At 43.1% G+C, this 25,584-nt stretch carries 26 protein-coding genes; 23 read left to right on the top strand and 3 right to left on the bottom strand.

The genetic code is table 11. From position 1 onward, the window contains the following. From ACSQ8O_RS28640 to ACSQ8O_RS28580, 13 genes are all read left to right on the top strand, one after another. Positions 1 to 909: a lysophospholipid acyltransferase family protein gene (locus ACSQ8O_RS28640; protein ID WP_436244459.1), complete on the top strand. Its 909-nt coding sequence runs from the start codon at positions 1 to 3 to the stop codon at positions 907 to 909. 33 nt (positions 910 to 942) lie between these two features. After that, positions 943 to 1,938, top strand: a complete 996-nt coding sequence (locus ACSQ8O_RS28635) for a metal-dependent hydrolase (protein ID WP_436244458.1) — start codon at positions 943 to 945, stop codon at positions 1,936 to 1,938. A gap of 210 nt (positions 1,939 to 2,148) precedes the next feature. Next, entirely contained in the window at positions 2,149 to 3,813 is a 1,665-nt protein-coding gene (locus ACSQ8O_RS28630; RefSeq protein ID WP_436244457.1) for a GspE/PulE family protein, read from the top strand. 132 nt (positions 3,814 to 3,945) lie between these two features. Beyond that, a complete protein-coding gene (locus ACSQ8O_RS28625) occupies positions 3,946 to 4,980 on the top strand; it encodes a type IV pilus twitching motility protein PilT (protein WP_436244970.1) in 1,035 nt (344 codons plus the stop codon). Positions 4,981 to 5,009: 29 nt separating this feature from the next. Next, positions 5,010 to 6,221, top strand: a complete 1,212-nt coding sequence (locus ACSQ8O_RS28620; RefSeq protein WP_436244456.1) for a type II secretion system F family protein — start codon at positions 5,010 to 5,012, stop codon at positions 6,219 to 6,221. Positions 6,222 to 6,259: 38 nt separating this feature from the next. Beyond that, the gene (locus ACSQ8O_RS28615; RefSeq protein WP_056620935.1) at positions 6,260 to 6,649 is read left to right on the top strand and encodes a type II secretion system protein; all 390 of its coding nucleotides are present in this window, start codon (positions 6,260 to 6,262) and stop codon (positions 6,647 to 6,649) included. Positions 6,650 to 6,753: 104 nt separating this feature from the next. Further along, positions 6,754 to 7,539, top strand: a complete 786-nt coding sequence (locus ACSQ8O_RS28610) for a prepilin peptidase (protein ID WP_436244455.1) — start codon at positions 6,754 to 6,756, stop codon at positions 7,537 to 7,539. A 54-nt stretch (positions 7,540 to 7,593) separates the two neighbouring features. After that, on the top strand, positions 7,594 to 8,784 hold the full coding sequence (pilM, locus tag ACSQ8O_RS28605; RefSeq protein ID WP_436244454.1) for a type IV pilus biogenesis protein PilM: 1,191 nt from the start codon (positions 7,594 to 7,596) through the stop codon (positions 8,782 to 8,784). Continuing rightward, the gene (locus ACSQ8O_RS28600) at positions 8,781 to 9,758 is read left to right on the top strand and encodes a hypothetical protein (RefSeq protein ID WP_436244453.1); all 978 of its coding nucleotides are present in this window, start codon (positions 8,781 to 8,783) and stop codon (positions 9,756 to 9,758) included. Before pilM ends, ACSQ8O_RS28600 begins: the two co-directional genes overlap by 4 nt. A 10-nt stretch (positions 9,759 to 9,768) precedes the next feature. Next, a complete protein-coding gene (locus tag ACSQ8O_RS28595) occupies positions 9,769 to 10,668 on the top strand; it encodes a hypothetical protein (protein WP_436244452.1) in 900 nt (299 codons plus the stop codon). A 19-nt stretch (positions 10,669 to 10,687) separates the two neighbouring features. Beyond that, positions 10,688 to 11,341: a stalk domain-containing protein gene (locus ACSQ8O_RS28590; RefSeq protein ID WP_436244451.1), complete on the top strand. Its 654-nt coding sequence runs from the start codon at positions 10,688 to 10,690 to the stop codon at positions 11,339 to 11,341. Positions 11,342 to 11,368: 27 nt separating this feature from the next. Next, entirely contained in the window at positions 11,369 to 11,800 is a 432-nt protein-coding gene (locus ACSQ8O_RS28585; protein WP_436244450.1) for a type IV pilus modification PilV family protein, read from the top strand. After that, positions 11,797 to 12,360: a prepilin-type N-terminal cleavage/methylation domain-containing protein gene (locus ACSQ8O_RS28580; RefSeq protein WP_436244449.1), complete on the top strand. Its 564-nt coding sequence runs from the start codon at positions 11,797 to 11,799 to the stop codon at positions 12,358 to 12,360. The genes ACSQ8O_RS28585 and ACSQ8O_RS28580 overlap by 4 nt, the downstream gene beginning before the upstream one ends. 56 nt (positions 12,361 to 12,416) lie before the next feature. Here ACSQ8O_RS28580 and ACSQ8O_RS28575 read toward each other — a convergent pair whose 3' ends face one another. Together ACSQ8O_RS28575 and ACSQ8O_RS28570 are read right to left on the bottom strand one after the other, a co-directional pair. Further along, a complete protein-coding gene (locus ACSQ8O_RS28575) occupies positions 12,417 to 13,916 on the bottom strand; it encodes a hypothetical protein (RefSeq protein ID WP_436244448.1) in 1,500 nt (499 codons plus the stop codon). Positions 13,917 to 14,007: 91 nt separating this feature from the next. After that, a complete protein-coding gene (locus ACSQ8O_RS28570) occupies positions 14,008 to 14,616 on the bottom strand; it encodes a nitroreductase family protein (RefSeq protein WP_436244447.1) in 609 nt (202 codons plus the stop codon). Between the two features lie 121 nt (positions 14,617 to 14,737). Here ACSQ8O_RS28570 and ACSQ8O_RS28565 point away from each other — a divergent pair, with 121 nt between their 5' ends. From ACSQ8O_RS28565 to ACSQ8O_RS28525, 9 genes are all read left to right on the top strand, one after another. Further along, positions 14,738 to 14,986, top strand: coding sequence for a hypothetical protein (locus tag ACSQ8O_RS28565; RefSeq protein ID WP_436244446.1), 249 nt, complete (start codon positions 14,738 to 14,740; stop codon positions 14,984 to 14,986). Positions 14,987 to 15,045: 59 nt separating this feature from the next. Then, a complete protein-coding gene (locus ACSQ8O_RS28560) occupies positions 15,046 to 17,334 on the top strand; it encodes a DEAD/DEAH box helicase (protein ID WP_436244445.1) in 2,289 nt (762 codons plus the stop codon). After that, a complete protein-coding gene (locus ACSQ8O_RS28555; RefSeq protein ID WP_436244444.1) occupies positions 17,331 to 18,716 on the top strand; it encodes a ribonuclease H-like domain-containing protein in 1,386 nt (461 codons plus the stop codon). Before ACSQ8O_RS28560 ends, ACSQ8O_RS28555 begins: the two co-directional genes overlap by 4 nt. Positions 18,717 to 18,815: 99 nt before the next feature. Beyond that, on the top strand, positions 18,816 to 19,619 hold the full coding sequence (locus ACSQ8O_RS28550; protein WP_436244443.1) for an Fpg/Nei family DNA glycosylase: 804 nt from the start codon (positions 18,816 to 18,818) through the stop codon (positions 19,617 to 19,619). 15 nt (positions 19,620 to 19,634) lie between these two features. Next, positions 19,635 to 20,495: a deoxyribonuclease IV gene (locus tag ACSQ8O_RS28545; RefSeq protein ID WP_436244442.1), complete on the top strand. Its 861-nt coding sequence runs from the start codon at positions 19,635 to 19,637 to the stop codon at positions 20,493 to 20,495. Beyond that, on the top strand, positions 20,473 to 20,826 hold the full coding sequence (locus tag ACSQ8O_RS28540; protein WP_436244441.1) for a cyclic-phosphate processing receiver domain-containing protein: 354 nt from the start codon (positions 20,473 to 20,475) through the stop codon (positions 20,824 to 20,826). Before ACSQ8O_RS28545 ends, ACSQ8O_RS28540 begins: the two co-directional genes overlap by 23 nt. Positions 20,827 to 20,845: 19 nt before the next feature. Next, the gene (locus tag ACSQ8O_RS28535; RefSeq protein ID WP_436244440.1) at positions 20,846 to 21,619 is read left to right on the top strand and encodes an ABC transporter ATP-binding protein; all 774 of its coding nucleotides are present in this window, start codon (positions 20,846 to 20,848) and stop codon (positions 21,617 to 21,619) included. 54 nt (positions 21,620 to 21,673) lie between these two features. Continuing rightward, positions 21,674 to 22,711: an SAM-dependent methyltransferase gene (locus ACSQ8O_RS28530; RefSeq protein WP_436244439.1), complete on the top strand. Its 1,038-nt coding sequence runs from the start codon at positions 21,674 to 21,676 to the stop codon at positions 22,709 to 22,711. Positions 22,712 to 22,854: 143 nt separating this feature from the next. Then, entirely contained in the window at positions 22,855 to 24,444 is a 1,590-nt protein-coding gene (locus ACSQ8O_RS28525) for a serine/threonine protein kinase (protein ID WP_436244438.1), read from the top strand. On the opposite strand, the gene ACSQ8O_RS28520 is transcribed toward ACSQ8O_RS28525, so the two are convergent. Next, positions 24,428 to 24,910, bottom strand: a complete 483-nt coding sequence (locus ACSQ8O_RS28520; protein ID WP_436244437.1) for a TspO/MBR family protein — start codon at positions 24,908 to 24,910, stop codon at positions 24,428 to 24,430. The genes ACSQ8O_RS28525 and ACSQ8O_RS28520 overlap by 17 nt on opposite strands. Positions 24,911 to 25,043: 133 nt before the next feature. Here ACSQ8O_RS28520 and ACSQ8O_RS28515 point away from each other — a divergent pair, with 133 nt between their 5' ends. Continuing rightward, complete coding sequence (locus ACSQ8O_RS28515) at positions 25,044 to 25,556, top strand: acyl-CoA thioesterase (protein ID WP_056620994.1); 513 nt, start codon at positions 25,044 to 25,046, stop codon at positions 25,554 to 25,556. Positions 25,557 to 25,584 lie beyond the last annotated feature (28 nt).

The raw sequence follows: 25,584 nt of genomic DNA, 5'->3' as shown, positions 1-25,584 counted from the left end.
TTGTATGAATGGATCGCAAAGCTAACCTCAGGTGAAGGAGAACGAAGTCTTCTGGTGCGTATGTTACCCATTGTTCCATTGTGGATATTATCGTTCTTTTGTTGGGGAGTAGCTTCCATATGGTATCTCGTTTCACGAAACGAGTTTCTAAAGAATGTGAAGCATAATCTGGCAGATGTTTTAGGGCCGATGTCGGAACGGAAAGTCAGATCACTTACAAGAAATTATCTGCGAAATGTTGTATTTTCACTGTTCGAAATTTGTTTCCAAACGGATCGATTACCCACGTATAAATTCAAGTTGCAAGGTGAGGAGCATTTGCAGGCCGCGCAGGAGTTAGCCAGTGGGAAAGGGTTTATTATTTACACACCGCATGTAGGTAATTTTTTTAATTACTATTGGTATTTCTCAAGAAGGTTCGATTGTCTTACTGTAGCCTCAGCGGGGAGCCCTGAACTCAAGCCCTTATATGACAGGTTCGCGGCGTTAGGTTGTAAAGGTTTAGATTATGACAGTGTTCCCGCACTGGAATTGTATCGCAGCTTAAAGAGACATTTACAATCCGGAGGTGTCGTTTTCTTGCTTGGCGATTTCTGGCGGCCTTCTTTTCCGTTGTCAAAGCTATTCGGCAGGGTGACGCGTACTCCTGAAGGTACGGCTATGTTGGCACTTGAGCTGCAAATTCCTATCGTACCCTTCTATGGATTCCGTTCTTATGGCTTCAAGCACCGGCTTGTGGTGGGTGAACCTCTTTTTGTTCACGCCTGCGACACTAGTTGTGTCCGAGCTGCAAGGGTTGAAACCAATCTGATTTTAAATAGCTTCGTGGAGAGGGTTATCCGGGAGCAGCCTGCTTCTTGGTTCTACTGGTTTAACGTTCATGAACGTTGGGAAAACGGTCTTCAGTAAGCATAATGGACATAAGGACGGGGGAATCGATAAATGGATACTGCAAGCCACTTATTGTTTGGGGTTAGCCTCGCAGGATTAGCTTGTTTAGAAACGGTGGTTACGCAGCAACCCGCATTAAGTCATGCCATTCTCGCTGGAACGTTGATTGGATCCCATGCGCCGGATTTAGATGCATTTGCCCGATTACGGGGGTATGCGAGTTATGTTCGTATACATCGAGGTGTGACACATTCAATACCAGCTTTATTGATCTGGCCTCTGTTGATAAGTGTACCGCTCGCGGCTGTTTTCGGTGTTTGGGAGAATTTCTTTCATCTATTCCTATGGACGTTTCTTGCTGTTCTATGCCATGTGGGGCTGGATGCTCTGAATGTTTATGGCGTACAATGCTTACGGCCTTTTACAAAAAAATGGGTACATCTGGATACGCTGTGTTTGTATGATCCATTCTTGTTCACGCTTCATGCTGCGGGTGTAATCCTGTGGTTTGCGTTATGGGGAGGAATGGCCGGAAGTCATATTGGGGAGATGTTTGCACTTATTTTCGCTGCATCGCTTCTGTATGTGTGGTTCCAAAAATCGCAAAGAAATAAGCTCATTAAGCTTGTGCATAGCGAGTTGAAAATTCCTACAGGTGTATGTCATCTTGTACCGAGTTTAAGTTGGTTTTATTGGCAGTTTGTTTTTGAAAGTGATACCAGCTTTTATTTAGGTGAGCTTCGCCATGGTCAGGTGAAAGTCCTAGAGCAGTATAGTAAGAAAGATTACAATAAACAGCAATCCCATCCAATCGTGAAAGCATCGATGGGGACAGATGGCGTTCGTGCATTTCTGCAATTTGCTCAGCATATTTATGTGAGTTGGAAAGAAAAGAATGGTGGATATGAAGTACAGTGGCGCGATATGCGATTCTGGCACAAACGAAAGCTGAGCTTCGGCGTTGATGTACATCTAGATCGGGAAATGAATGTTGTGAGTGATCGGATTGGTATGGACAAAAAAGCTTGGGATCCGCCATATGTGTGATCATGTTGTGACTTACTCTGTGATTGCGAGGATTTCGGGATTTGGATGAAACTTACATTGACCAAAGATTTCACGTTATGTTTAAATAAAAGAATATATCCATTTTACGCCTCTAATAATAGGTTGGCCTCTTATCATTGGCGCAAATGAGTCAGGTGCGAATTAAGCAACTGGCCTTTTTTTTTGAAATCGATGGGGGTGAACGGAGTTATGGCTCCTCGTAAAAGAATCGGAGATCTTCTGGTTGAATCTGGCCTGATCTCGGAAGAACAATTGAAAAATGCCCTCAGAGAGCAAAAAGAGCTGAATATGAGGCTCGGCGACGTGCTGATCACCCGTAACTACATCACAGAACAGCAATTAATTGAAGTTCTTGAGTTCCAATTGGGTATTCCGCATATCCAGCTTTACCGTCAAAAAATCGAAACCAAAATTATTAATATTATCCCACAGCGGCTTGCTGAACAACATCAGGTTTTACCCATTCGGACTGAAGGCAATAAACTTATTTTGGCAATGGCTGACCCGTTAGATTATTTTGCGATTGATGAGCTTCGTATGACGACTGGTTTCCGTATTGAGCCTACGATTGCTTCGAAAGATGAACTCCAACGGGCGATTAAGCGTTATTATGGACTGCAGGAATCTGTTGAGCAGATCATGCAGAACTTAACAATTCGTGAATCGGAAGAAGCGAAGCCTGTCGTGGAAGATGAGGATTCACCAGTCGTTAAGACGGTTAATCAAATCATTATTCAAGCGATCCAAATTGGAGCGAGCGACATTCACATAGATCCGCAGGAAGATAGTTTGCGTATTCGCTATCGCGTGGATGGGGTCATGCGCACGGAGAGGACACTTCCTCCTCACATGCAGAGTGTCATTATTGCTAGGGTCAAGATCATGGCCAATATGAACGTGGCAGAAAGAAGATTGCCGCAAGATGGTCGCGTTGAGATGGATATTGAATTCCGTAAAGTAGATATCCGAATCTCCTCGCTTCCTACGATTCATGGAGAGAAAGTTGTCATGCGAATTCTCGATCTGGGAAGCACGCTCACCGAAATTGAGAAATTAGGACTCTCTGAGCACAACCTTATGTTATTTCAAAAAGGAATTAACAATGCTCATGGCGTAGTACTTATTACAGGACCGACTGGCAGCGGGAAAACAACTACCCTATACTCCGCATTATCTAAATTGAATAATGAGGAAGTTAACATTATCACCGTTGAAGATCCCGTGGAATATCAACTTCAAGGTATTAATCAGGTACAGGTTAATTCGGTTACTGGGCTGACATTCGCGAAAGGACTGCGTACAATTCTGCGGCAAGATCCTAACATCGTCATGGTTGGAGAAATCAGGGATGTAGAGACAGCCGAGATTGCAATTCGCGCAGCCATGACCGGACATCTCGTGCTCAGTACACTGCATACAAACAGCGCTGCGAATTCGATTACTCGTTTAATTGATATGGGAGTTGAGCCTTTCCTGATTTCATCCGCGGTAAATTGCATTATTGCACAGCGACTTGTACGTAAAATTTGTCCAGGCTGTTCAACTTCCTATGTCCCTTCTCAAGAAGAAAAAATGTTGCTAGAAGGCCATGGATATACAGTTGAGGTACTGCGTAGAGGTAATGGGTGCGGAGAATGCGGGAGAAGTGGATACAAGGGACGACTTGCGATTCATGAAATTTTGGCAATTGATAATACACTTCGAACTATGATTTTGCAAAAACGTTCAGATAACGAGTATCTGAATTACGCAACTGAACATGGATTGGTACCGATGATTAAAGATGGTATTAGCAAAGTGATCACCGGTCAAACGACATTAGCGGAAGTGTTCCGTGTTACAGGTAATGGTTGAATATTTTTTTTTGCTTAATCCATAAAAATTATGTCGAATAATATTCCTAACACTTTACTTACAGTTCTATAGTACTATGTATATATGAGTAAATATACCTATGTACACGGGTTGGGGGGGATTCTTGTGGCCATGATTGAGTTGATGAAGCTTGCTCATGATCGAAAAGCTTCTGATATACATATTACCGTTAATTCACCAGCTATGTTTCGTATTCATGGCGTACTTAAGCCAGTGAACGATCAAATTCTGATCCCTTCTACAACGTTAGAGATGGCGAAAGAATTGATGACGACTGAACAGTATGAATCCTTTTTAGAAAAAGGGGATTTAGATCTATCTTATGGTATTGCTGATGTTTCCAGATTCAGGGTCAATGTCTACAAACAAAAAGGAAACGTTAGTCTGACGATTCGTCTTATTCCTACTAAAATACCGGCAATGGAAGTGCTAGGTTTACCATCGATCGCACAAGATTTTGCCAAAAAGCCACAAGGTCTCGTGCTCGTCACAGGACCTACTGGTAGCGGAAAATCAACGACATTAGCTGCCATCTTAGATTTTATCAATCGTACTAGAAATGATCACATCATCACGCTGGAAGACCCTATTGAGTTTGTGCACCCGCATAAATCTTGTATTGTCAATCAAAGGGAGATCGGCGTGGATACCCATTCGTTTTCTTCTGGACTTCGGGCAGCACTACGACAAGATCCAGACATTATTCTGGTGGGTGAAATGCGTGATTTGGAAACGATTAGTATTGCCATTACTGCTGCTGAAACGGGTCATTTGGTTTTTGGAACTTTACATACGGCGGATGCTCCTCAAACAATTGACAGAATCATTGATGTATTTCCATCGGAAGCGCAGCAACAAGTACGCGTACAACTCGCATCCGTTATGTTGGGCGTACTGGCGCAGAGGCTTTTACCAATCACAAATGGCAGCGGACGTGTAGCTGCGATTGAAGTGTTGGTTAATACGCCAGCGGTAGCGAATCTTATTCGTTCGGAGAAGGTGCACCAGATCCGATCTGTGATGCAAACTGGCAAAGCTCAAGGCATGCAGACCATGGAAATGGCGCTTCGCGAGCTGCTTCAGCAGCGCATAATCACTGTGGATACGGCGAAAGAAGCGCTATTTGGTTTCGCAGAGCTCCAATAAGTGAGCTGTAAGTAAGGAGGCGAGCTCGAGTGCCTAAGTTCAGGTATCAAGCTGTTGACAATCATGGTCATTACTATAAAGGGGTGCTCGAAGCTGCTTCATTTCAATCGGCAACGGATGAGTTGAAGGGAAAAGGGCTATGGATTCTTGATTGCTTTGACCAAGGTAAGAGCATCTTGCATCGAGAAATTACTTTCGGTGGCCCGAAGGTCAAAATGGAGCACTTCACCGTGTTCTGTCGACAACTTTCAACGTTATATAAATCTGGTGTCAATATGGTCGAATCTGTTCGCATCTTAAGCGAGCAAACAGAGAGCAAAGTATTTAAGAAGATTCTGAAGGAAGTTGCCGAGGATATGCAGAGAGGTACGCAGCTTTCAGTAGCATCCGCTCAGTTCCCATCTGTATTTTCCACCGTTTTCGTCAACATGATCCGAGCTGGAGAGGCAAGCGGGAACTTAGACGATATGTTGGATCGCTTAGCTGTATTTTACGAGAAAGAGCATTACACCAAGGAAAAAGTAAAGTCTGCTATGATCTATCCGATCATTATGGGTGTAGTTACGATAGCAGTCGTCACGCTTATGATGACATTCGTAATTCCAAGATATGTGGAGAATTTCAAGTCAATGGGATTGGAGTTGCCGCTACCAACAAGGATCGTCATCAAAATGAGCGATCTTCTGAAATCTTATTGGTTCTTTATGCCAATCTTCGTGCTCGCGCCAAGTTTTATCATTCAAGCAATGAAGCGTTCGAAGAAAGGGAATTATTACTGGGATTATTTTAGGCTCAAGATTCCCGTCTTTGGCAAATTGGCGCATAAACAATCCATCGCACGCTTTAGTCGAACCTTCAGTTCATTGTACGCAGCGGCAATTCCAATGCTTCAAGCCATGACGATCGTTTCAAATGTAGTTGGCAATGAAGTCATTGGGAAGCTGATCTTGGAATCACGAGAAGGTCTCAGGAGCGGAAGAGCGCTCGCAGATCCGTTCAAAGATTCATGGCTATTTCCGCCAATGGTTGTTCAAATGCTAGCGATTGGTGAGAAGACAGGTGCTCTGGATAGTATGTTGGAAAAGGTAGCTGATTTCTACGAGGCGGATGTTGATACAATGGCTGATCGATTGAAATCGCTATTAGAACCACTAATGATATTACTACTCTCAGGAATTGTTGGAGGCATCGTATTAGCAGTTATGCTCCCAACGTTTAAGCTGATGGGTGGTATTCATTAAATATATGATTAATTTTATTATTCGAAGGAGAGGGTACTATGTTTAAAAAAATGATGAACACAAAGCTTAGACTGCTTAAAAATCAAAAAGGGTTAACGCTTGTCGAGTTGTTGGCTGTTATAGTAATTTTGGGGGTAGTTGCTGCGATTGCGGTTCCGGCTATTGGGGGAATTATTAATAATTCAAAAGTAAATGCAGACGCACAATCGGTAGAATTGTTAAAAGATACTGCTATTCGTTATTTGACAGATACTAATCCAGCTGGAACAAGTGCTGGAACCTCTGTGACAATTGGGACTCTTGTAACAGCTAATTATTTAAAAGTAGCTCCTGTTAAACAATCAGGCTCCAATGCAGGGACAGCGTATGCAGCAGTCACCGTAGCTTACACAGCAGCAACAGGCTGGACTGCAACAGCAGCAGATTAATACACTATTTTTAAGTCAATAACTTTTTGGTACAACACCCAATAAAGGTAACTCTCACGAGTTACCTTTATTGAATCCTTCAATCTTTCCCGAATGGAGCTACTATGGACACACTAACTCTCCTTTACACAATCACAGCTGCACTATTCGGACTTGTATTTGGAAGCTTTTTTAACGTAGTAGGTATCAGGGTTGTAAAAAAAGAATCCATCGCCTATCCACCCTCACATTGTGTTCACTGCAATCATGAACTTAAGGCTCTAGATCTGATTCCTGTACTTAGCTATTTAGGATTACGAGGAGCTTGCAGGTATTGCAGAGCTAAAATTTCTCCTATTTATCCCATAGGTGAACTCCTAACTGCAGTTGCGTTTGCCATCACTACTTGGCAGATTGGACCTTCATTAGAACTGATCGTCGGACTTGTTTTTGTTTCAATCTTAATGATTTGTTCAATTGCGGATAGTAGATATAGAATCATCCCTGATGTAGTTGTTTTCTCAGGCATGGGTGTTGCTTTCCTCCTTCGCATTTGGATACATCCTTTACCTTTTTGGAACTACGTAGCAGCATTTTTCGTTGGCGGAGGATTACTTTATCTGATCGCACTTTCATCCATCTTCATACTGAAAAAAGAAGGTATGGGCGGCGGTGATATCAAATTATTCGCATATATTGGTCTCATAGCTGGAATCAAATTAACTTTATTTACACTCTTTGCTGCTAGTTTATTAGGAACTATGTATGGACTTGTACAAATGCGCGTGAAATCGTCGCGAGAAGATCAAGGTATTCCATTTGGTCCTTTCATAGCTGCGGGTGCCTTCATAAGTTACTTTTGGGGAGAGCCCGTAATTAACTGGTACTTAAGCTGGATTCATTTCAATTAAGCGTTCATAACGATGCATACATCTCAGAAATTCATCAAAGGAGTGAGTCCGGATATGCTAACATCATCATTTAATTTTATAAAAGCGCTGAAACCAGGACAAACTTCCTTGGGAATTGAAATTTCTGATGCAACCATAAAAATGAGCAAAGTATTGCTAAGAAAAAATAATGAACCGTTGATACAGATGAATGTAACAGAGGAGCTTCCACCACTTGTGATGGAAGAAGGTAGAATTAAGGAACCGCTTCGCTTGATACAAACGTTGCAAACCATGATGACACGATTAGATTCGAAACCAAAGCATATACATTTGGTTTTTCCTAGCCAACTTGTGATGGTAAGGTTTTTAAAGCTGCCTGATATCCCAGAAAAGGATTTGGCTAAGCTAGTCGATTTTGAAATCAAACACAATATACATTTACCATTCGAGAATCCGCTTTATGATTTTGTGAAAATGAATGGGATTGTACATAAAAAAAGAAAAACTGTAAAAAAGTTTAAAAAAGAAGCTGAAGCTCCTACAGGAAAGGAATTTTTCTTGGAAGCTGCTGCTGGTAAAGAGGAACTAGGCGGGGGCAAAGGGTTGTTTGATGATTTCCAAGAGGAAGAATCCAAAGCAGATACAGCTATGCAATGCGATGTTATGCTGGTTGCGGCACCAAAAGAAATAATGGATCAATATCTTGAAGTTTTGGATTCCGCAGGGATTAAGCTAACGAGTATTGAGATTAAAGCACTTTCTTTATTTCGGTTGCTGCAAAGCACATCGTTGACTAAGTTAAAAGACACCTTCTTGATCGTTGATTTGAACGAGACTGCTGGTGATCTTAGTATTTTTCATGGTGAGGATCTCAAGATTACTCGTAGTATTCCGCTCATCTTCGCTGCAAAACCGCAGGGAAATGTAGATGTCAAAACGAATGCAGATCAGCTCTTCTCAGAGTTTTTGGACGGCGATGCTGATTTTCGAAATCATTGTAATGATTTGGCACATGAGCTTGAAAGATTGATGAATTTTTATCGCTATACGTTAAACAATCGGAATCAAGAATTTGCAGGTGTAGTCATCTCAGGTGATTTGAGCAGAATGCCTGAAATCGTATCATTTTTGAACGAGCGGCTGCCGATTCCAGTACAATTGTTTCAATCTGCCAATTATTTTAGTCGTAATTCGACTTTTAAAGATGATGTTTCCATGTATGCTGTTACTTTAGGTTTAGCTCTAAGGGGGGCTGAATCATGAAAAATATAAATCTGCTGCCTAAGGCACCCAGATCTAAACGAATATTTTTACCCCTTTTGGTGGCATCTATATCATTTTCTATAATCCTTTCATCATCACTTCTGTATGTAGGTCACTACTTTAATAGCAATATGCAAAACGTTGAGAATCAAATCGTATTAACGAATGCTTCGATTCAATCTTTAACCAAGCAGCGCCAATTGGATGAACAATCAATTAACTTTCAAAACTTACAAGCCGAAATTGATATATTAAAAAATAAACGAATCGATTGGATTCCTGTTTTAGAGACGATCTCCACGAAGCTCCCGGCAACTGGGCGGATTTTGTCTGTGGAAATCCCTAAGAATGAGAACAAAGAACAAAATAATGGAGCAAATTCTGCCGTATCTCAAGTTACTCCGGTTATCGTAAGTTTGAAGACTGAGTTCGCAGCTTTATCATCAGTAGCTGATTACATCTCTTTGCTGCAAAGTTCATCACTGTTTAATTCCATTTCGATTCTAACGGCGGTTAAAACGGAAAAAACGTTTAGTACAGCTGTTGCGAGTTCACCAAGTCCAGTAACTTCAAATACACAAGCTACATCGGTACAAACAGATAAAAATATAAAAAAAGTCTTTGAAGACACGCTTACTGAAGGCGGTAATGAAGGAGATAAGCTTCTAAACGAACTCAAATGGACAATTAATCAGCAAATTGCGAAACAAGAATACGGTTTAAAACTGCCAGATAAAAAATTTAATGATGAAACAAATACGCAAATTGACCAGAATGATACTTCAGCCTTAACCGATGCGGATTTTGAGGATGCGCGTAAAACGCTAAGCGAAATGAAAATGCAGTCTGAAAAAACTACAGAAGCTGAAGCCAAAACTCCTTCTACCGCAAACCCAGCTGCAACAGCACAAAAATATAACGTATATGAAGTAGTTATTGAAATTACACTGAAAAATCCTGTTAATAGCAAATAAGGGGGGGCTTATGAATAAAGAACAAAGGAATCATCTCATAGGTCGATTGAGATCCCCGGCAACCATTTTGTTTCTCGTAATTATTGTAGGCTGCTTGATCAATGGATATATCGTAGTTCGAGATGTGCTTCCATCTTCGAAGCAGCATTTAACACTTCAAATGCAACTAAGTAAAGTTGAGCAAGAAAAAAAACGAATTCTGCAGCGTCCTATTCCCAAAAAAGTGGAAGAGAATGAAATTCAACAAGTCCTGTATCAAGTACCAACGAAAGAAGAGTTACCGCGTTTATTGCTTGGTATCAGAGAGCTAGAGCAGCAAGTCGGGTTATCGATTCTTTCTATCAAATTCGGTGACCAAGAGCCAGCGAGCAGCTCAGCAGATAGTTTAATAAATGCGAAGGGGCAAGCGAACATCACACAAGGCTATACGACAAACTCGAACGGCGTTCAACAAGCGGTGCCTTCAGCGAGTCCTACAACAGGTGCTAATCAGCAGAATCAGGCTCAAACGGTTATTATGGAAGAATCATTTACAATTCAAGCATCGGGTACGTATCCACAAATCATTGACTTTATGAATAAGGTTCAACATAGTGAGCGTTTTATTATGATTCAAAAATGGAACTGGCAAACAGCTTCAGTAAAAAGCAGTCAAACAGAGCAAACAGACATTTCGAATGTACTTCCGGCAGTGAGCATCACAATACCAAATCATACAGAGGAGCAAGCGTCGAAACTTCTAGTTACTTTGGAATGCTCCTTTTATTATGCGCCATCTTTTGTAGGGAAACTAAAAGAGCTACCTTCTTTACCAGTAAATGAACCAAGTAAGCGAACGAATCCAGTTCAATCAGATGAAGAGTTTTTTAAACAACTCCAGCAATTACAAGTATCTAAGCCAACTAATTAATGTAAAAGGGGATAATTGAATGATTAGGAAGTACAAACTGATTCTTTCAATTGGAATCATTGGCTTATTCACGATGAGCGGTTCGGCATGGGCGGAAGATCAATTTCGAAACGTTGAGGTTTTCTTCCAAAGAATAAATGTAACAATTAACGGTCAACCAACTACTCTCACGAAAGATTCGATTTTGTACGAGGGATCGGTTTACGTGCCTTTACGAAGTTTATCCGAAATGTTAGGCGCACAGGTTGGTTGGGATGGTGATAACAAGAACGTAGCACTTGATTTTATCCATGATAATAGAAATGAGCTTTTCACAGCTTCGCAAAAAAAAATGTATCAATATGTGGCTATTCGAAATAATCAAATCACCAAAGATTTAATTCCTATGTTTAAAAACACGGATTTTAACGATCTGAGAAGTATCGTTGATCGTTATGCAGAAATCAGCAAAATCGCGAAAGACATAGATGATCTCACGATGTCCCAAACCATCGACAAAATGAAAGCTGCCATCATTCTATTGCAAACCGGCTGGGAGAAGAAGAATACGGATGACTATATGCTGGCTTGGACGATATACAGTAAGAATGCAGAACTTTTGAACAAGGATTTAACAACGAAATTATCAGAGTCGTATCACTATGAACTTATTGACAAGACTATAAAAAAATGAAGCTGATGGAAGAGAGAAGGGATGCAAATGCTAAGAAATGAAAGAGGGCTTACCTTACTGGAAGTGCTGGCTGCGACAGTAGTTTTAAGTCTTGTCATATTAATGTTTCTTAATATTTCTTCCTTTTCTATGATGTCAAATAAAAATGATGATTTACGCGTGAATGCCTTGCATTTAGCGGAGCAGAAGTTAAATGAATATAGGAGCACTTACACTGCTGCCGTACCCGTTGTGCAAAATTGGGGAGATCTTAATCCCGCATTAGATCCAGCATTACCTTATGGATTATATGTTCAACAATCCAGCCTACAAACTCCCCCTTTCTCGCCGACTTTGTTTACAAACAGGAAATTAGTTTCACTTCAAAGTATCGTCTTATTCCGAGATGTTAGTACAACTCCGGCTACGCTAGTTCCACGTATTTTGACGGTTACGGTTTACTGGGGGTCGACGAATTGAAGAATGAACGCGGTCTAACTTTAATTGAGGTATTAGCTACGCTAACCATTAGCACTGTATTGTTGGGAGTAGTCCTTATGCTGCTTTCCTCGACAAGCCTTCAATCCAAATCAAGTGGAGAGAAATACAATGTTGATGCAGAGATTCGAAAAACGATGGATACGATTGCAAAAGAAATCAGTGATTCAAATCAAGCTTATGCAGCGACGAATGACTTTCGTTATGTAACTTATGTATCGGGCACTAAAAAAGTCAAATCGCTATACTATGATGCTGTTGCCAAAACTTTATCGATGTATGACTTTAATTCTACGACTATTCAAGACAGTGTAACTTTAGCAACTCCTGGAATCTATACGAATCAAAGAGTTCTAACCTCTCATGTTACTGGGTTACAGTATTTACCTACTATAGGGACTACAACAATTTCGGGGAATTTGATCGGTGGTTCAGCATTCAGGGTGGTTATGACATTTACGTTTCAGCGTTCAAAGTTGTTCGGAGGGTTTGAGAATTACAATGTGAAGAGAGAAACAGGGTTTAAACTGCTTCAATATTAAACTGTAAAATAAGCCCAAATGCCAAGGGGAACTTGATCTTAGCATTTGGGCTTATTTTATTTTCTAATAGGATTCCAATCAGGTGGTGGGGTTGCAGTTACTGCTGATGACGAAGTTGGCGTTGGTGTAGGTGTAGCGGGTGAAGTCCCACTTAATTGTAAGGAAGTTACAGGCGGATTGGATGTTCCGGTTGTAATTGTTTTATTATTTGCAAAGTCAATTTTCCCTGCAACTGCAATAATGCCCCCTGTCGTAAGGTTTATTTGAGTCCCAGAGGTAAAATCTCCTGATACAAAGATATCTCCAGAAGACACTTTAAACTCGGCATTATTTTTAACGTAAATATTTCCAGAAGCTAGATTGCCATTTGAGATATTTAAGGTGGTTTGGGTTTCAATTGTAAATGTGTCATCGATTGTCATTTGTTTAGTTGTTATGTTACCTCCATTGCTAAGTGTCATACTTCCAGCATAGATGTTATTATCAATTTTCAATGTAGTTTGCGTGCCTGTAATAAAGCTGCTTTCGCTCCACAAGTTGCCATAGGTGCCGCCATTACCGCTCTTAATTGTTATATCAAGTTGATTACTTCCAGTAATTTTTCCCGTTGTAGATGGATTAGACGCAGTTTGGTTTGCTATTAGACTACCATACACTTCTAGATTTGCATTATTAAGTGAATAATTATCAGCTATTAGAATGACTGGCTTTGTACTCGAACCAAGCGTTTCAGTGCTGGAGACATTTAATGTACCTGGCACATAGATAACAACAGGATTGGCTGAACTTGCATTAATACTCGACTTTACTTGACTTATGCTGCACGATGTACAGGTGATTAGACCGGGTGTCTTTGTCACATCCAAATAGTCGTCAATGGCAGATGATACGCTAGACTTGATACTGGACATATAGCTGGTAATTGCTGGTGAAAGAGTTGTGTTTTTCCCAGCGTTAACATTGGAACTATTCCCGTACAAGACACCAACTCCCGCTGGAATAGGCACGGTTTGCCCCGGTTCAATGTGGGTCGATGTATTGGGGGTAGGGCTAGGTGTTGGTGTTGTTACTACGATTGCGTTAAACGCAGATATTTGAAATTTGATTAATTTGCTATGCGCATTATTGACGGTAGCTTTGAAAAAAACATTATATACATTGTCAGCTGTAACGGGGCCATTGATTCTAGTATTGGTGGCTGCCACTTCTACATATTGCTCGTAAGTCGTTACAATGCCCTCAGGAGTTGTAATGTTTCGTGCGACCCAACCTAATCCTTGCGTTCCCGAACCACCGCCGTACATATTGAAGTACGTTCTGCGGTCCATCCCGTTTCCATAGGTATCGTAACTCTTCAAATAGGTAATAAATGATTCCATGCCACTAACGGCTAGATCAGTAGCCTTTTTCTCATAGTCAGTTTGGCTATTGGCAAGTTGATTCGTTGAAGACGAAGCAAGAATAACAGGTGTTACGATCATCAAAACAAGGAGAATAAGAAGTACGTAGGTAAGTACATTTCCTCTTTCACTCTGGAGTGGAATAAGAAATTTCATGATGAACTCTCCTTTCTTCTGGATTACATATTCCCTATTATATCGAATAAAAAAAGGCTAGTATAGTACTGAAGTACTATACTAGCTCTATTCACTTCGACAAATTTTGGCCAAACTCACCTGCGAATATGGTTTCGTTTATCGGGAGTCTGCCAGATGGAACTTCGCGTTCTTGCAGCTTTTCAGGAAGTGCATCTGCAGGACCACGGTATCCGATGGCAATAACTGCATGAAGTTCGTAGTCAGCAGGAATTTGGAGTGCTTCGCGTGCTTGTTCACGTTCGAAACCACCCATCGCATGAGTGATTAACCCTTGATTATTCGCTTCAAGCGCTAAATATCCCCACGCAGTGCCTGCATCGAATGCATGGCTAGGATTGTCTGTTCCTCTTGGACTTTTGGTGTGTGAAATAACAAGTGTAAGTACGGGAGCTTTCTCACTCCACACAAGGTTAAACGGATTAATAAACGTATGGAATTTAGCAAGTTGCTCAGGTGTACGGGCAACGATGAAACGCCAAGGCTGATTATTACTTCCCGATGGTGCCCAACGTGCTGCTTCAAATAGACTTAACAGTACTTCTTCCGATACTTCTTGGTTCGTGAAGGAACGAGGGGACCAACGCTCAAGAAACTGTGGATTAATTTCATGATCCGGTTGACGATGAGCTTCAATTTCATTGGGTAGTGATGTGGACATTAGTTATTCCTCCTTATTGTGGATTTCATCCTAATTTTACCTTATTATGAGCTTGTTTACGAATTTCTCAATTTTTCATTGACTTGTATGTCATTGGCGCAATTTGGCAAAGCTAATTGTTATGAACATGATGGACCAAGAAGAGGTGCGAGAAGCCGTGAATTTCACGAGTCATGATGTCATTATTATTGAGAGAGCTTTAAGAACTGCCATGAAACATGATCGAGAAGAGCACCGTTCGAGAGACTATCAAGAAGTTTTGTTCAAAATGCAAGAGAGTGCCAACCAAGCGCTGTCGGTCAATGCTCAGATCACTAGTGACCATGATGGCCTACGATACGATTATGATGATTCAGCTGATTTGATGTAGACATACGAACGTATATTCTGTAAAATGGAAGAAACGAAATGGGTAAGGAGATTCGGTTTATGAATCCTTTCACAGGTAAGGTTTCTTCAATGATAGAGATGATTGACGGGCTGCGCAAATCGCCTGAAATCATGCAGCAAGTCACATATTGGCACACGATACCCCCACGAGATCCGAAACTGGCTGATTTTCCAGAAGGGTTGCATGAGGGTATTTGTGTTGCGCTTCGACATAAAAACATCGGGCAATTATATACGCATCAGGCGGAATCGTTTCGCCAAGTGACTGCTGGCAATCACGTTGTTACTGTGACTCCGACTGCGTCGGGGAAGACGCTTTGCTACAATCTGCCTGTCCTTCAGAAGATTTTGGAGAACGACGCTTCGCGAGCGCTCTATTTATTCCCTACTAAAGCACTGGCACAAGATCAGGTCGCAGAGCTGCAAGAAATGATTGAATTTATGGACGTAGATATTAAGACGCATACGTATGACGGTGATACACCACCTACAGTTCGACAAGCGATACGAAACGCTGGACATATTGTTGTCACGAACCCAGATATGCTGCATTCTGCGATTTTGCCGCATCATACCAAATGGGTGAAGCTGTTCGAGAATTTAAACTACATTGTGATTGATGAAGTGCATTCCTATCGGGGTGTATTCGGGAGTCATGTCGCGAATGTGATACGCAGGCTGAAACGAATTTGCCGCTTCTATGGTTCCAATCCGCAATTTATATGTGCTTCGGCTACGATAGATAACCCTAAGGAACACGCTGAGCGACTTATCGGTGAAACCGTTGCGTTGATTGATAATAATGGTGCGCCAGCAGGAGAGAAGCACTTCGTATTCTATAACCCGCCTGTTGTGAATCAACAGTTAGGGATACGTAAAAGCTCCGTCTTGGAAACACGTACGCTAGCAGGCAAGTTGCTGCGAAGTGGGATCCAGACGATTGTGTTTGCCCGTAGCCGCGTGCGTGTGGAGATCTTGCTGACCTATTTACAAGAGCTCGTGAGTCACGAGCTGGGCAGCAAGTCGATCCGCGGCTATCGCGGTGGGTATCTCCCGAAGCTGCGCAGGGAGATTGAAAGAGGCTTACGCAGCGGGGAAATCCGCGGCGTTGTGAGCACGAACGCACTGGAGCTGGGCATCGATATTGGCCAGCTGCAAGCGTGCGTGCTCAATGGCTATCCCGGCACGATAGCCAGCACTTGGCAGCAGTCCGGGCGTGCCGGGCGGCGGCAGGAAACCTCGTTGACGATTCTCGTCGCGAGCAGTAATCCGCTGGATCAATATTTGATCCAGAATCCGCGCTATTTCTTCGAGCGTCCGCCGGAGCAGGCGCGTATTCATCCAGATAATCTGATCATTCTCGTGGATCATGTGAAGTGTGCGGCCTATGAGCTGCCTTTCGAAGCGAATGAGAAGTTCGGTGAGGAGTCACTCACCGATGTGCTTGAGTATTTGACTGAGGAGCAGGTTCTGCACCAAGTCAATGATCGTTGGTATTGGATGGAGCAGTCGTTCCCTGCGCATAACATTTCATTGCGCTCTGCGGCGCAAGAGAACTTCATCATAATTGATATGACCAATGGTCATCGCGTGATTGGGGAATGTGATCGTTTCAGTGCGCCAACCTTGATTCATGAAGAGGCTATTTATATCCATGAAGGCATACAATTCCAAGTTGAAAAGTTGGATTATGAAGAGAAGAAAGCATTCGTGAGGCAAGTTAATGTAGACTACTTCACGGATGCGAGTATGGCTGTACAGCTCAAGGTATTGCACGTGAATCGGGAGGGACGCGTTGGCGGTCTACTTCGTCAATTAGGTGAGGTGACTGTGAATGCACAACCAACGATTTTCAAGAAAATCCGTCTGCGTACGCATGAGAATATCGGCTCAGGGCCGATCCGATTGCCAGAAGAGGAGCTGCATACGAGCTCCTATTGGTTTACTTTCGATGAAGCGATGTCGGCAGGACGATCGGCGAATGACATGCAGCATGCGCTGCTTGGCATTGCCAATGTCCTGGCGCATCTAGCGCCGCTGTATTTGATGTGCGACCCGATGGATATCCGAGTCGTTCCGCAAGTGAAGGCGCTGCACAGCAAGCTGCCGACCGTGTTCTTCTACGACCGCTACCCAGGCGGCGTGGGTCTTAGTGATCGGCTGTACGAGGTCCACGGACAGCTGATGGATCAGGCGCGCAACCTGATCAAGAGCTGCGGTTGCATCAGCGGCTGCCCGGCCTGTGTAGGACCGATCGAAGAGGTCGGTCTGCTGGGCAAGAAGCTCGCGCTGGAGCTGCTCGCAGAGCTCGATGGCGGTGCCCGATGAGCGGGCTCCGCGAAAGGCTCGGCCGCCTGCGGGGACCCGCAGCGGCTGGGGTAACACCCCCGCCCCCGCCGGAGGCAGGGGGCGAGTGGGCGCAGCTCGGCGCCCATATTGCGACGAGCCCCGCGGGCTCGTTCATCATGCGGCGCCGCCAGTACGGCGCGGACAGCGTGCATGGCATCTATCGGCTGCGTGACCTCGCCGATGTTGCTGCGCAGCTGTCCTGCTTTCACGACGGAGACGCCGTCGTCCGGCTCGAAGAGCTGCTCTTCTTCGATACGGAGACTACTGGACTCGGCGTCGGTGCTGGCAACGTGCCATTCATGGTCGGCATCGGCTACTACACAGGTGAGCTGTTCACGGTTGAACAGCTCATGATACGCAACCCAGCGGAAGAGCATGCGATGCTGGTGTACCTACAAGAACTGTTAGGACGATACACGCATATCGTCTCTTATAACGGCCGTACGTTCGATTGGCCGATTCTGAAGAATCGCTTTGTCCTGAATCGTCTTAAACTAGATGACACGAAGCTGCTTCAGCTCGATCTTCTTTATGCTTCAAGAAGTCTGTGGCGTAATACGCTGCCCTCCTGTCGTTTGAGCAAAGTAGAGGAGAGCAGACTAGGCTTTGAACGCATAGATGATGTGCCAGGGTCAATGGCGCCAACATTGTATTTTCAATATTTGGCTGAGAAAGACCCTGCAATCCTTCAAGGTGTATTTATTCATAACGAGCACGATATCGTAACATTGGCCGCGTTGACTGTCCATTTTGGTAATCTGCTGTGTCCAGATGAGAATGATCCCGAGCTCATTCCCAACATTGACTCGGAAGAACTCTTTCGGACAGGACTCTGGCTTGACAAAATGGCAAGGCCTGCCAAGGCGGAGCAGTATCTCAATGTTTTATTCGAGAAACTAATGACTAACACGACTGCTAACCAGTCGGCTGAACAAGAAACTGTCTTACTTCAATTAGCAACCTACTACAAGAAAATTGGTCAATATAACCGTGCGATTGAGCTATGGAAGCAAGCTATTTTACTTAAACCTGCAAGTATTTCGTTACAGCTAGAACCGTATTTAGAGCTTGCGATGTACTATGAACACCGTGAAAAGGACTTGGGTCAAGCAGTCTTTTATGCAGAGGAAGCGTGGGCGAGGCTGTGGCGCCGGCGCGCGCTTCACCGAGGTGACCGCAAGATCAACGAGATTGAAGAAGCTTGGGAAAAGCGGCTTGCACGTTTGCAGCAGAAAATGCGAAAGAAAGAGATGAGTTTACGAGCGCTATCAGATTCGTATCCATCATCTTCGGATAAAATGGAAATGACGAAAAGAAAAAAGGCACCAAAACCTACTTACGTGAGCGAAGGTTTAATTTAAAGACTAGTCATCACATCTCATTCATTCTCCTTAGGGTACGCGTTTACGCAATTCGTCAATTGGTTATACAAGGTATAAAAATGGCAAGGAGTGATTCTCGTGCCTGAGCTTCCGGAAATGGAAACGTATCGTCAGCAGTTGACACGATTAATCATAGGAGTACCGATTACGGGAGTCGATGTGACACGCCCGAAATCGTTGAATGTAGATCCTGAAGAATTTGCGGGGAAGCTTATCGGCAATCGAATTGTGCGAATAGAGCGCAGAGCCAAACACCTACTGTTTCATTTGGCCACAGGTGAGATCCTACTTTTACATCTTATGCTTGGCGGTTGGATGTTCTTTGGTACTCAAGAAGAGAAGCCAGATCGAACGATTCAAGTGGACATTCATTTAGGTAACAACAGTTTGTCCTTTATTGGATTACGTTTAGGTTACTTGCATCTGCATACGCCAGAGGTAACCCATAAGCTCTTACAAAAACTTGGACCTGAACCGTTCGAACTTAACCTCACTCAATTTCGGAGCGTACTGCGATCTAAGCGAGGGAATCTTAAAGTAACGTTTGTAGATCAAACCTTTCTTTCGGGTATTGGGAATTGTTACTCGGATGAAATTTGCTTTGAAGCGGGCCTACTCCCTTTACGAAAGGTACCCTCGCTTACTGATAATGAACAACTTCAACTCTACCAAGCTATGCAGGCTTTACTTCGTGAAGCGATTGCCGTCGGTGGCTATATGGAAGAACCTTTATTCGTGGGAGATCGTTTAACAGGACAATATAATCCGAAATGTCGTGTCTATGATCGCAAAGATGAGCCCTGTTTACGATGCGGGAGCCCTATCATTCAAACCGAAGTCTCAAGCCGTAAATGTTTTTATTGTGCCCATTGCCAGAAGTGAAAGGTCGGATTGAACATGTTTATCGGCGCCCATGTAAGAACGCGAGGCGGTTATTTGAATGCAGCCAAAACCGCCCTTTCAATAGGTGCAAAGGCTTTTCAATATTTTCCGATGAATCCGCGTAGTTTGGCTACGAAAGTTGTCGATCGTAAAGACGCGAATGCATGTGCTCAGTTATGTGTGGAACATGGCATTCTCTCCATCGGGCATGCTCCTTATGCATTAAATCCCGCAGCAGATGAGCCAGAACGTGAGATCATGGTTAACTTGCTCAAAAATGGCCTAGACATTACAAATGCCTGCGGTTCTGTTGGACTTGTGGTGCATTTTGGTAAATATACGGGAAAAGACCCGTTACAAGGTTACAAAAATATAATACAATGTTTGAATAGTGCTACGGAAGGTTACACGGGAGCTTCTTTCATATTGCTTGAAAACCAAGCAGGTGAAGGTTCCCAACTGGGTCTAACCTTTGAAGAAATGGTGCAAGTTCGTAAGCTATGCGATTCACCCGAGAAAATTGGTTTTTGCTTAGATACTTGTCATGCTTTTGCTAGTCGTCTTTGGCAAGGAACGGATTGGGCAGAGCTGGAGTCGAAGGGAGATCAGCTAGATTATCTATCTCATCTGAAAGCTATTCATTTGAATGATTCGGTGCATCCATGGGGATCGCGCCGTGATCGGCACGCCAACATTGGATCGGGTCATATTGGCATTTCGAATTTTCAAAGCCTCTTACACTCCCCTTATTTACGAGACATTCCAATTGTTCTTGAGACAGGTACGGGGCGTGATGGCACGCATCGGGAAGAGATTGCGTTCGTAAATTCGTTGTTGGAAAGGAAATGTGAGGATGATTCATGTATACTTAGATGATTCGCGTCCTTGTCCCCAAGGATTTGTGTTAGCCAAAGATGCGAAAGAATGCATTGCTTTGCTTGAGGAATGTGTTGTAGACATCTTATCTTTGGATCATGATTTGGGTTGGATGTCGAAGCAAACGGGCATGGATGTTGTCATTTGGTTGATTCAGCAGCGTAAATTTCCAAGAGCAATTTATATTCATACGTCTAGTCCTTCCGCATGCACACAGATGTATCAGATGCTATATGCTGTCAAGCCAGATGAAATGGGGCTATATGCGCATCGTATGCCTGATGATGTATTGATGGGAGTTGCACAAAAAAACGATCCAAGTAAACCGTAATGTGAAAGGAAACGAACTTATGATCCATTTATCCGGTATTCATTTTATACGTGGAGAACGCCATATTTTAAACGATGTGAATGTACATATCGAATCCGGTGAACACTGGGTATTGCTGGGCCGAAATGGCTCTGGTAAAACAACGCTGCTTGAAATGATGAATGGCTATGAATTTCCAAGTCGTGGCACAGTCGATGTGCTCGGAAACCGGTACGGTCAATGTGATGTGCGGGAAGTTCGTAAGAAGATTGGTTATATTTCTCAATCTCTTTTCGAAAAATTAAGCTTAATTGATCCAGTCCTTGAGGTCGTTGCAACAGGTGAGTACGCTTATTTGAGGTTCTATCAAGAAATTCCACAGGAAGTGAAAGACCGAGCACTGGAGATGCTTACTCGTGTACGTATTCCACATCTGGCTGATCAGCCTCTGGGAAGCCTTTCACAAGGGGAACGTAAGAAGGTCATGCTTGCACGATCCTTGATGAGTAAGCCAGCAATCCTCGTTATGGATGAGCCTGCTGCGGGCTTGGATTTGTTTGAGCGTGAACGGTTCTTATCTGACGTAAATGAGCTTAGTAAACAAGATGTAACGGTCGTATATGTCACCCATCACATCGAAGAAATCATGCCTTTATTTACGCATGTTGCGATAATCGAGCAAGGTGAATTAATTGCCTCTGGACGTAAGGAAGATGTATTGACACCTGAGAATATTTATAAGGCCTTCGGAATTCATGTTGCCTTGGAATGGTTCCAAGATCGCCCGTGGATCAAGGTTATTGAGGACAAATAGGCGTATTTAATAAGTTAGCCTAAAAAGAATGTAGAATATTAAAAGGATGCGGCTATGACACAATTAACAACCTATATTGGAACCTCGAATCATGGGTTCGCACAATATGCGCAAGACGAACTGCGGAAGTTATTTCCACTTACGAAATTTACGTTATTGGTACCGACAGAAGTGTTTTATTTCCAGGTACCTGAAGATACGACCGATGTCATTTCAACCATGCAAGAGAATGAACCTATCTTTCTGCGACATGTTCAACCGGTTCAACAAGAGTGGGAGCTTAGTCGCACGGATGCTGACATTGCACATTTGACAGCTTGGCTTCGTGAAGCCTATGCCGCTGGTTTATTTGGTTACGGAGAGAAAATTGCCACCCAAATTCGGAAGGAAGAGCGTGCTGATGTTCCTTATGCACCTTTTGCTATTAAGGCAGCCATAGATGAAATTCTCACTGCGGAATGTGGTGGCGAACCTGTTGTCCGTTATGCAGACCATATTATTTCGGTGTACATAAGCGCCAAAAAGGTCTACGTCGGCATTTCAAAACCAAGTGATAACTTATCAGATTGGTCAGGTGGTGCGATCCGTTTCATGAAAGAAGAGGATCAAATTTCACGTGCCAAATTTAAGCTTTTGGAAGCTGAGCAACGGTTCGGGATTGATTTCAGTATCGCTCGTAAAGCGATTGATATTGGAGCTGCGCCTGGCGGATGGACGTCTTTGCTGCTAGAGCGCGGTTTGAAAGTTACGGCGATTGACCCGGCTGCGATGAACCCACGTCTACTTGGCAATCCATTGCTGACGTTCCTGAAGAAAAATGCGAATGATGTGAAGCTGCGTGAGAATGAGTTTGATTTACTAGTCTGTGACATGAGCTGGGATCCGCGGCAGATGGGACATCTTGTGTCGGATTTACTTTTCTCTTTGCAAAGTGGCGGAACAGCTATCGTTACCGTGAAGCTTATGCATAAAAAACCGTTCCAAACGGTTCGCGATATTCTGCGCATTTTCGAAGACTCACTGTTCCTCTTGAAGGCGAAGCAGTTGTTTCATAATCGGGAAGAATTGACACTTTATTTGCAAAAGATATAAAAAACGGAAAAATAGCTAGATTTTCCAAAAGCCCTCCCTTATAATCAAGAGCAATATGACTTGGATATAAGAGGGGGTTTTTACTAATTGTGAAGCCTAGACCACAGTGGCAAGGGTCAATTGTAGGAGGGAGATACGAACTTGTGTCCATGCTTGGACAAGGCGGCATGAGCCAGGTATATCTCGCTAGGGATAAGAAATTAAAGGGCAAGCGTTGGGCAGTGAAAGAAGTTGAGTGCGTCGGTTCCGATGAGACTGCTTTCTCGGAAGAAGCTGAAATGCTGGCCAAGCTAGGGCATGCACAGCTCCCGCAGTTAGTGGATTATTTTATTACTGAGGGTGGATATGGATATCTTGTCATGGACTATATCGAGGGTCCAACTCTACAGGATTTATTCGAAAAAAACCAACGTAAACTACCCATTAAGCTAATTGTTCAAATTGCTTTTCAATTACTTGATATCTTCCACTACTTACATACATTTCAGCCCCGACCCATCATTTATCGCGATCTCAAGCCATCCAACGTCATGATTAACCAACATAATCAAGTCCGTTTAATTGATTTTGGAGTAGCTAGACAATTTAAACAAGGACAAACTTCCGATACAATGCAAATGGGAACGATCGGGTTCGCTGCACCGGAACAGTATCTAGGACTGCAAACGGACGCCCGAACGGATCTTTATACACTTGGCTCTATGTTATATTACTTATTGTCCGGAGGTCAGTATGTTTATAGCAAGGCAAAACCACTGGAACTACGTCTAGATGAGATCCCTGAAACCCTACGCACAACGATTCATTTTCTCCTGCAAGATCAACCTCAGAACCGCTGTCAAACCGCAATGGAAGTGAAGCTAAGACTACGTTCCTTAACCCCTGAAGCCGATCTGATTGTTGCTGAATCTGGGCTGCAAGTCAGCTCACACCATTCCAATACGTCTGATAAATTAATCATCATTGGCGGGTTATTTGCAGGTGTCGGTGCGACTTTCACAGCTATTACACTAGCTAGGTTATTACATGCACTCCAAATCCCCAACGCGCTTGTTGAACAGCCGACGATTGAACCAGATTTATATATGTTATTGTATGGAGATCGCCATGCACCAAGCCCCTACAAGTTTCCCTCTGATCACATTTGTGACCCATCTTCTACTATCACTACACCATGGATAAACGGTTTTACCACTTGGGCACCCATTAATCCTGATGGTTTTCAAGGTAATTGGCAGGCCTCTCATGCGTTTAAGCTTCTGCACATGCTCAAGAAGCCGATCATCCTATGGGATGTATCGACTGAGTGGGAGCATCCTGCGGTACAGGAGCTTTGTTATAGTGCAGATGAAATAATCGTTATTGTGGATAGCTTGCCTGGGAAATGTGATCGCCCACGTTCGCGACAGCGAATAGCGCAATTCACATCCTACCAACAACGAGGGAAGAAAGTGCATTACATTGCGAATGGGGCGTTGCCTTCGCATTATCGATCGGAGTGGCAGGACTCATTTCCATCTAAACCATTGTGTATCATGCCCATAATTGCAAGATCCGAAGTATTGCAAGCTGTGTGGAAAGGGGATTGCATTCAAGATCAGCCACAATATTTGGACGTTTTTTACGAAGCATTGAAACCATTCCTCAACGAGATTCTCCCGGACCAAAGCCTCAATCAACTCGCACTTCTGCCCAAAAAATCGATATTTTCCCGTTTCAATAAGCGCGGTTAGTGTTTTTATTCAACTGATAAATCGTCCATGCTAGTAGTGTAGCGAAACAAGACCATAATAAATAAGGAAGCAATAACCAAGCAGCCAACTTGGAATAAGGAATTGTGGCGTATAGTAATAAATACGTGGTGATAGCCACAATAGCGGAGTCAAGGAAAGCAAGACGTAAGTTTTTTAATTTGAATTCGAAAAAGGTGAAAGCTTGATTAGCCACGTAATTTACCAATAATATCAACACATAACTACTCGCTGCTTCTTGAAATCCATCGGTTTTCGTGTAGACAATCGCGACAGATGCAGAAATTAATGCATATAAGATCGCCCAAGCAATACCGAATAACTTAGCTGGTGGATTCCAACTGGGTTTTTTCAAAGTAGCATAGTAGGGCAGATCTGTGGGGAACAATACGCCTGAAATTGAAAACAGCGCATAAGTAATCAAGAACACGATGATAAACGTAAACACATGCAAACACCTCCTATTTATGAATGAGCTTGTATTACTATATTACACGCGTGGGATAAGTTATAACCAAATCCAGCCAAAAGTATGATATGATGAGTCATATTTTGCATGAGATATAGAGGGGGAAACAGAGATGGAGCAGCGATTTTCCAGAGAATCTAGATGTTTCAAAACATCACGTATTTTTCCAACAGATGTAAACAACCATAATACGCTTTTTGGCGGGAAATTGATGTCTTATATCGATGACATTGCTTCCATAGCGGCTCATAAGCATTGTCGGAGGTCAGTTGTGACGGCATCTACGGATTCTGTTGACTTTTTGTCACCGATTCATACGTCGGATTCTGTCTGTTTAGAGTCATTCGTGACTTGGACAGGTAAAAGCTCAATGGAGGTATTCGTTAAGGTTGTAACAGAGGATTTGAAATCCGGCGCTAGAAAAATTGCGGCAACTTCTTTCCTAACTTTTGTTGCTTTAGATGAAAATAAGGTACCCGTGGAAGTGCCAGATGTCATTCCTGAAACGGAAGAAGAGAAGAAACTCCACGAATCCGCTCCGCACCGCGCTGAGATGAGACGTATTCGCCGCGTGGAAAGTAAGAAGCTTGCTAGTTTCTTTACCATGAAATATCCTTGGGAATAAGGGATTGATTTATTAGGGAAATGTGGTA

The sequence above is a fragment of the Paenibacillus sp. LjRoot56 genome (genome assembly GCF_964253335.1).
GTDB lineage: Bacteria > Bacillota > Bacilli > Paenibacillales > NBRC-103111 > Paenibacillus_E > Paenibacillus_E allorhizoplanae.
This window is presented reverse-complemented; position numbering and strand designations above follow the sequence as displayed.

Coding starts and splice junctions, on each gene's coding strand:
- ACSQ8O_RS28635 (WP_436244458.1), top strand. CDS start 943: ATGGATACTGCAAGCCACTTATTGTTTGGGGTTAGCCTCGCAGGATTA.
- ACSQ8O_RS28630 (WP_436244457.1), top strand. CDS start 2,149: ATGGCTCCTCGTAAAAGAATCGGAGATCTTCTGGTTGAATCTGGCCTG.
- ACSQ8O_RS28625 (WP_436244970.1), top strand. CDS start 3,946: ATGATTGAGTTGATGAAGCTTGCTCATGATCGAAAAGCTTCTGATATA.
- ACSQ8O_RS28615 (WP_056620935.1), top strand. CDS start 6,260: ATGTTTAAAAAAATGATGAACACAAAGCTTAGACTGCTTAAAAATCAA.
- ACSQ8O_RS28610 (WP_436244455.1), top strand. CDS start 6,754: ATGGACACACTAACTCTCCTTTACACAATCACAGCTGCACTATTCGGA.
- pilM (WP_436244454.1), top strand. CDS start 7,594: ATGCTAACATCATCATTTAATTTTATAAAAGCGCTGAAACCAGGACAA.
- ACSQ8O_RS28600 (WP_436244453.1), top strand. CDS start 8,781: ATGAAAAATATAAATCTGCTGCCTAAGGCACCCAGATCTAAACGAATA.
- ACSQ8O_RS28595 (WP_436244452.1), top strand. CDS start 9,769: ATGAATAAAGAACAAAGGAATCATCTCATAGGTCGATTGAGATCCCCG.
- ACSQ8O_RS28590 (WP_436244451.1), top strand. CDS start 10,688: ATGATTAGGAAGTACAAACTGATTCTTTCAATTGGAATCATTGGCTTA.
- ACSQ8O_RS28585 (WP_436244450.1), top strand. CDS start 11,369: ATGCTAAGAAATGAAAGAGGGCTTACCTTACTGGAAGTGCTGGCTGCG.
- ACSQ8O_RS28575 (WP_436244448.1), bottom strand. CDS start 13,916: ATGAAATTTCTTATTCCACTCCAGAGTGAAAGAGGAAATGTACTTACC.
- ACSQ8O_RS28570 (WP_436244447.1), bottom strand. CDS start 14,616: ATGTCCACATCACTACCCAATGAAATTGAAGCTCATCGTCAACCGGAT.
- ACSQ8O_RS28565 (WP_436244446.1), top strand. CDS start 14,738: ATGAACATGATGGACCAAGAAGAGGTGCGAGAAGCCGTGAATTTCACG.
- ACSQ8O_RS28560 (WP_436244445.1), top strand. CDS start 15,046: ATGAATCCTTTCACAGGTAAGGTTTCTTCAATGATAGAGATGATTGAC.
- ACSQ8O_RS28555 (WP_436244444.1), top strand. CDS start 17,331: ATGAGCGGGCTCCGCGAAAGGCTCGGCCGCCTGCGGGGACCCGCAGCG.
- ACSQ8O_RS28545 (WP_436244442.1), top strand. CDS start 19,635: ATGTTTATCGGCGCCCATGTAAGAACGCGAGGCGGTTATTTGAATGCA.
- ACSQ8O_RS28540 (WP_436244441.1), top strand. CDS start 20,473: ATGATTCATGTATACTTAGATGATTCGCGTCCTTGTCCCCAAGGATTT.
- ACSQ8O_RS28535 (WP_436244440.1), top strand. CDS start 20,846: ATGATCCATTTATCCGGTATTCATTTTATACGTGGAGAACGCCATATT.
- ACSQ8O_RS28530 (WP_436244439.1), top strand. CDS start 21,674: ATGACACAATTAACAACCTATATTGGAACCTCGAATCATGGGTTCGCA.
- ACSQ8O_RS28515 (WP_056620994.1), top strand. CDS start 25,044: ATGGAGCAGCGATTTTCCAGAGAATCTAGATGTTTCAAAACATCACGT.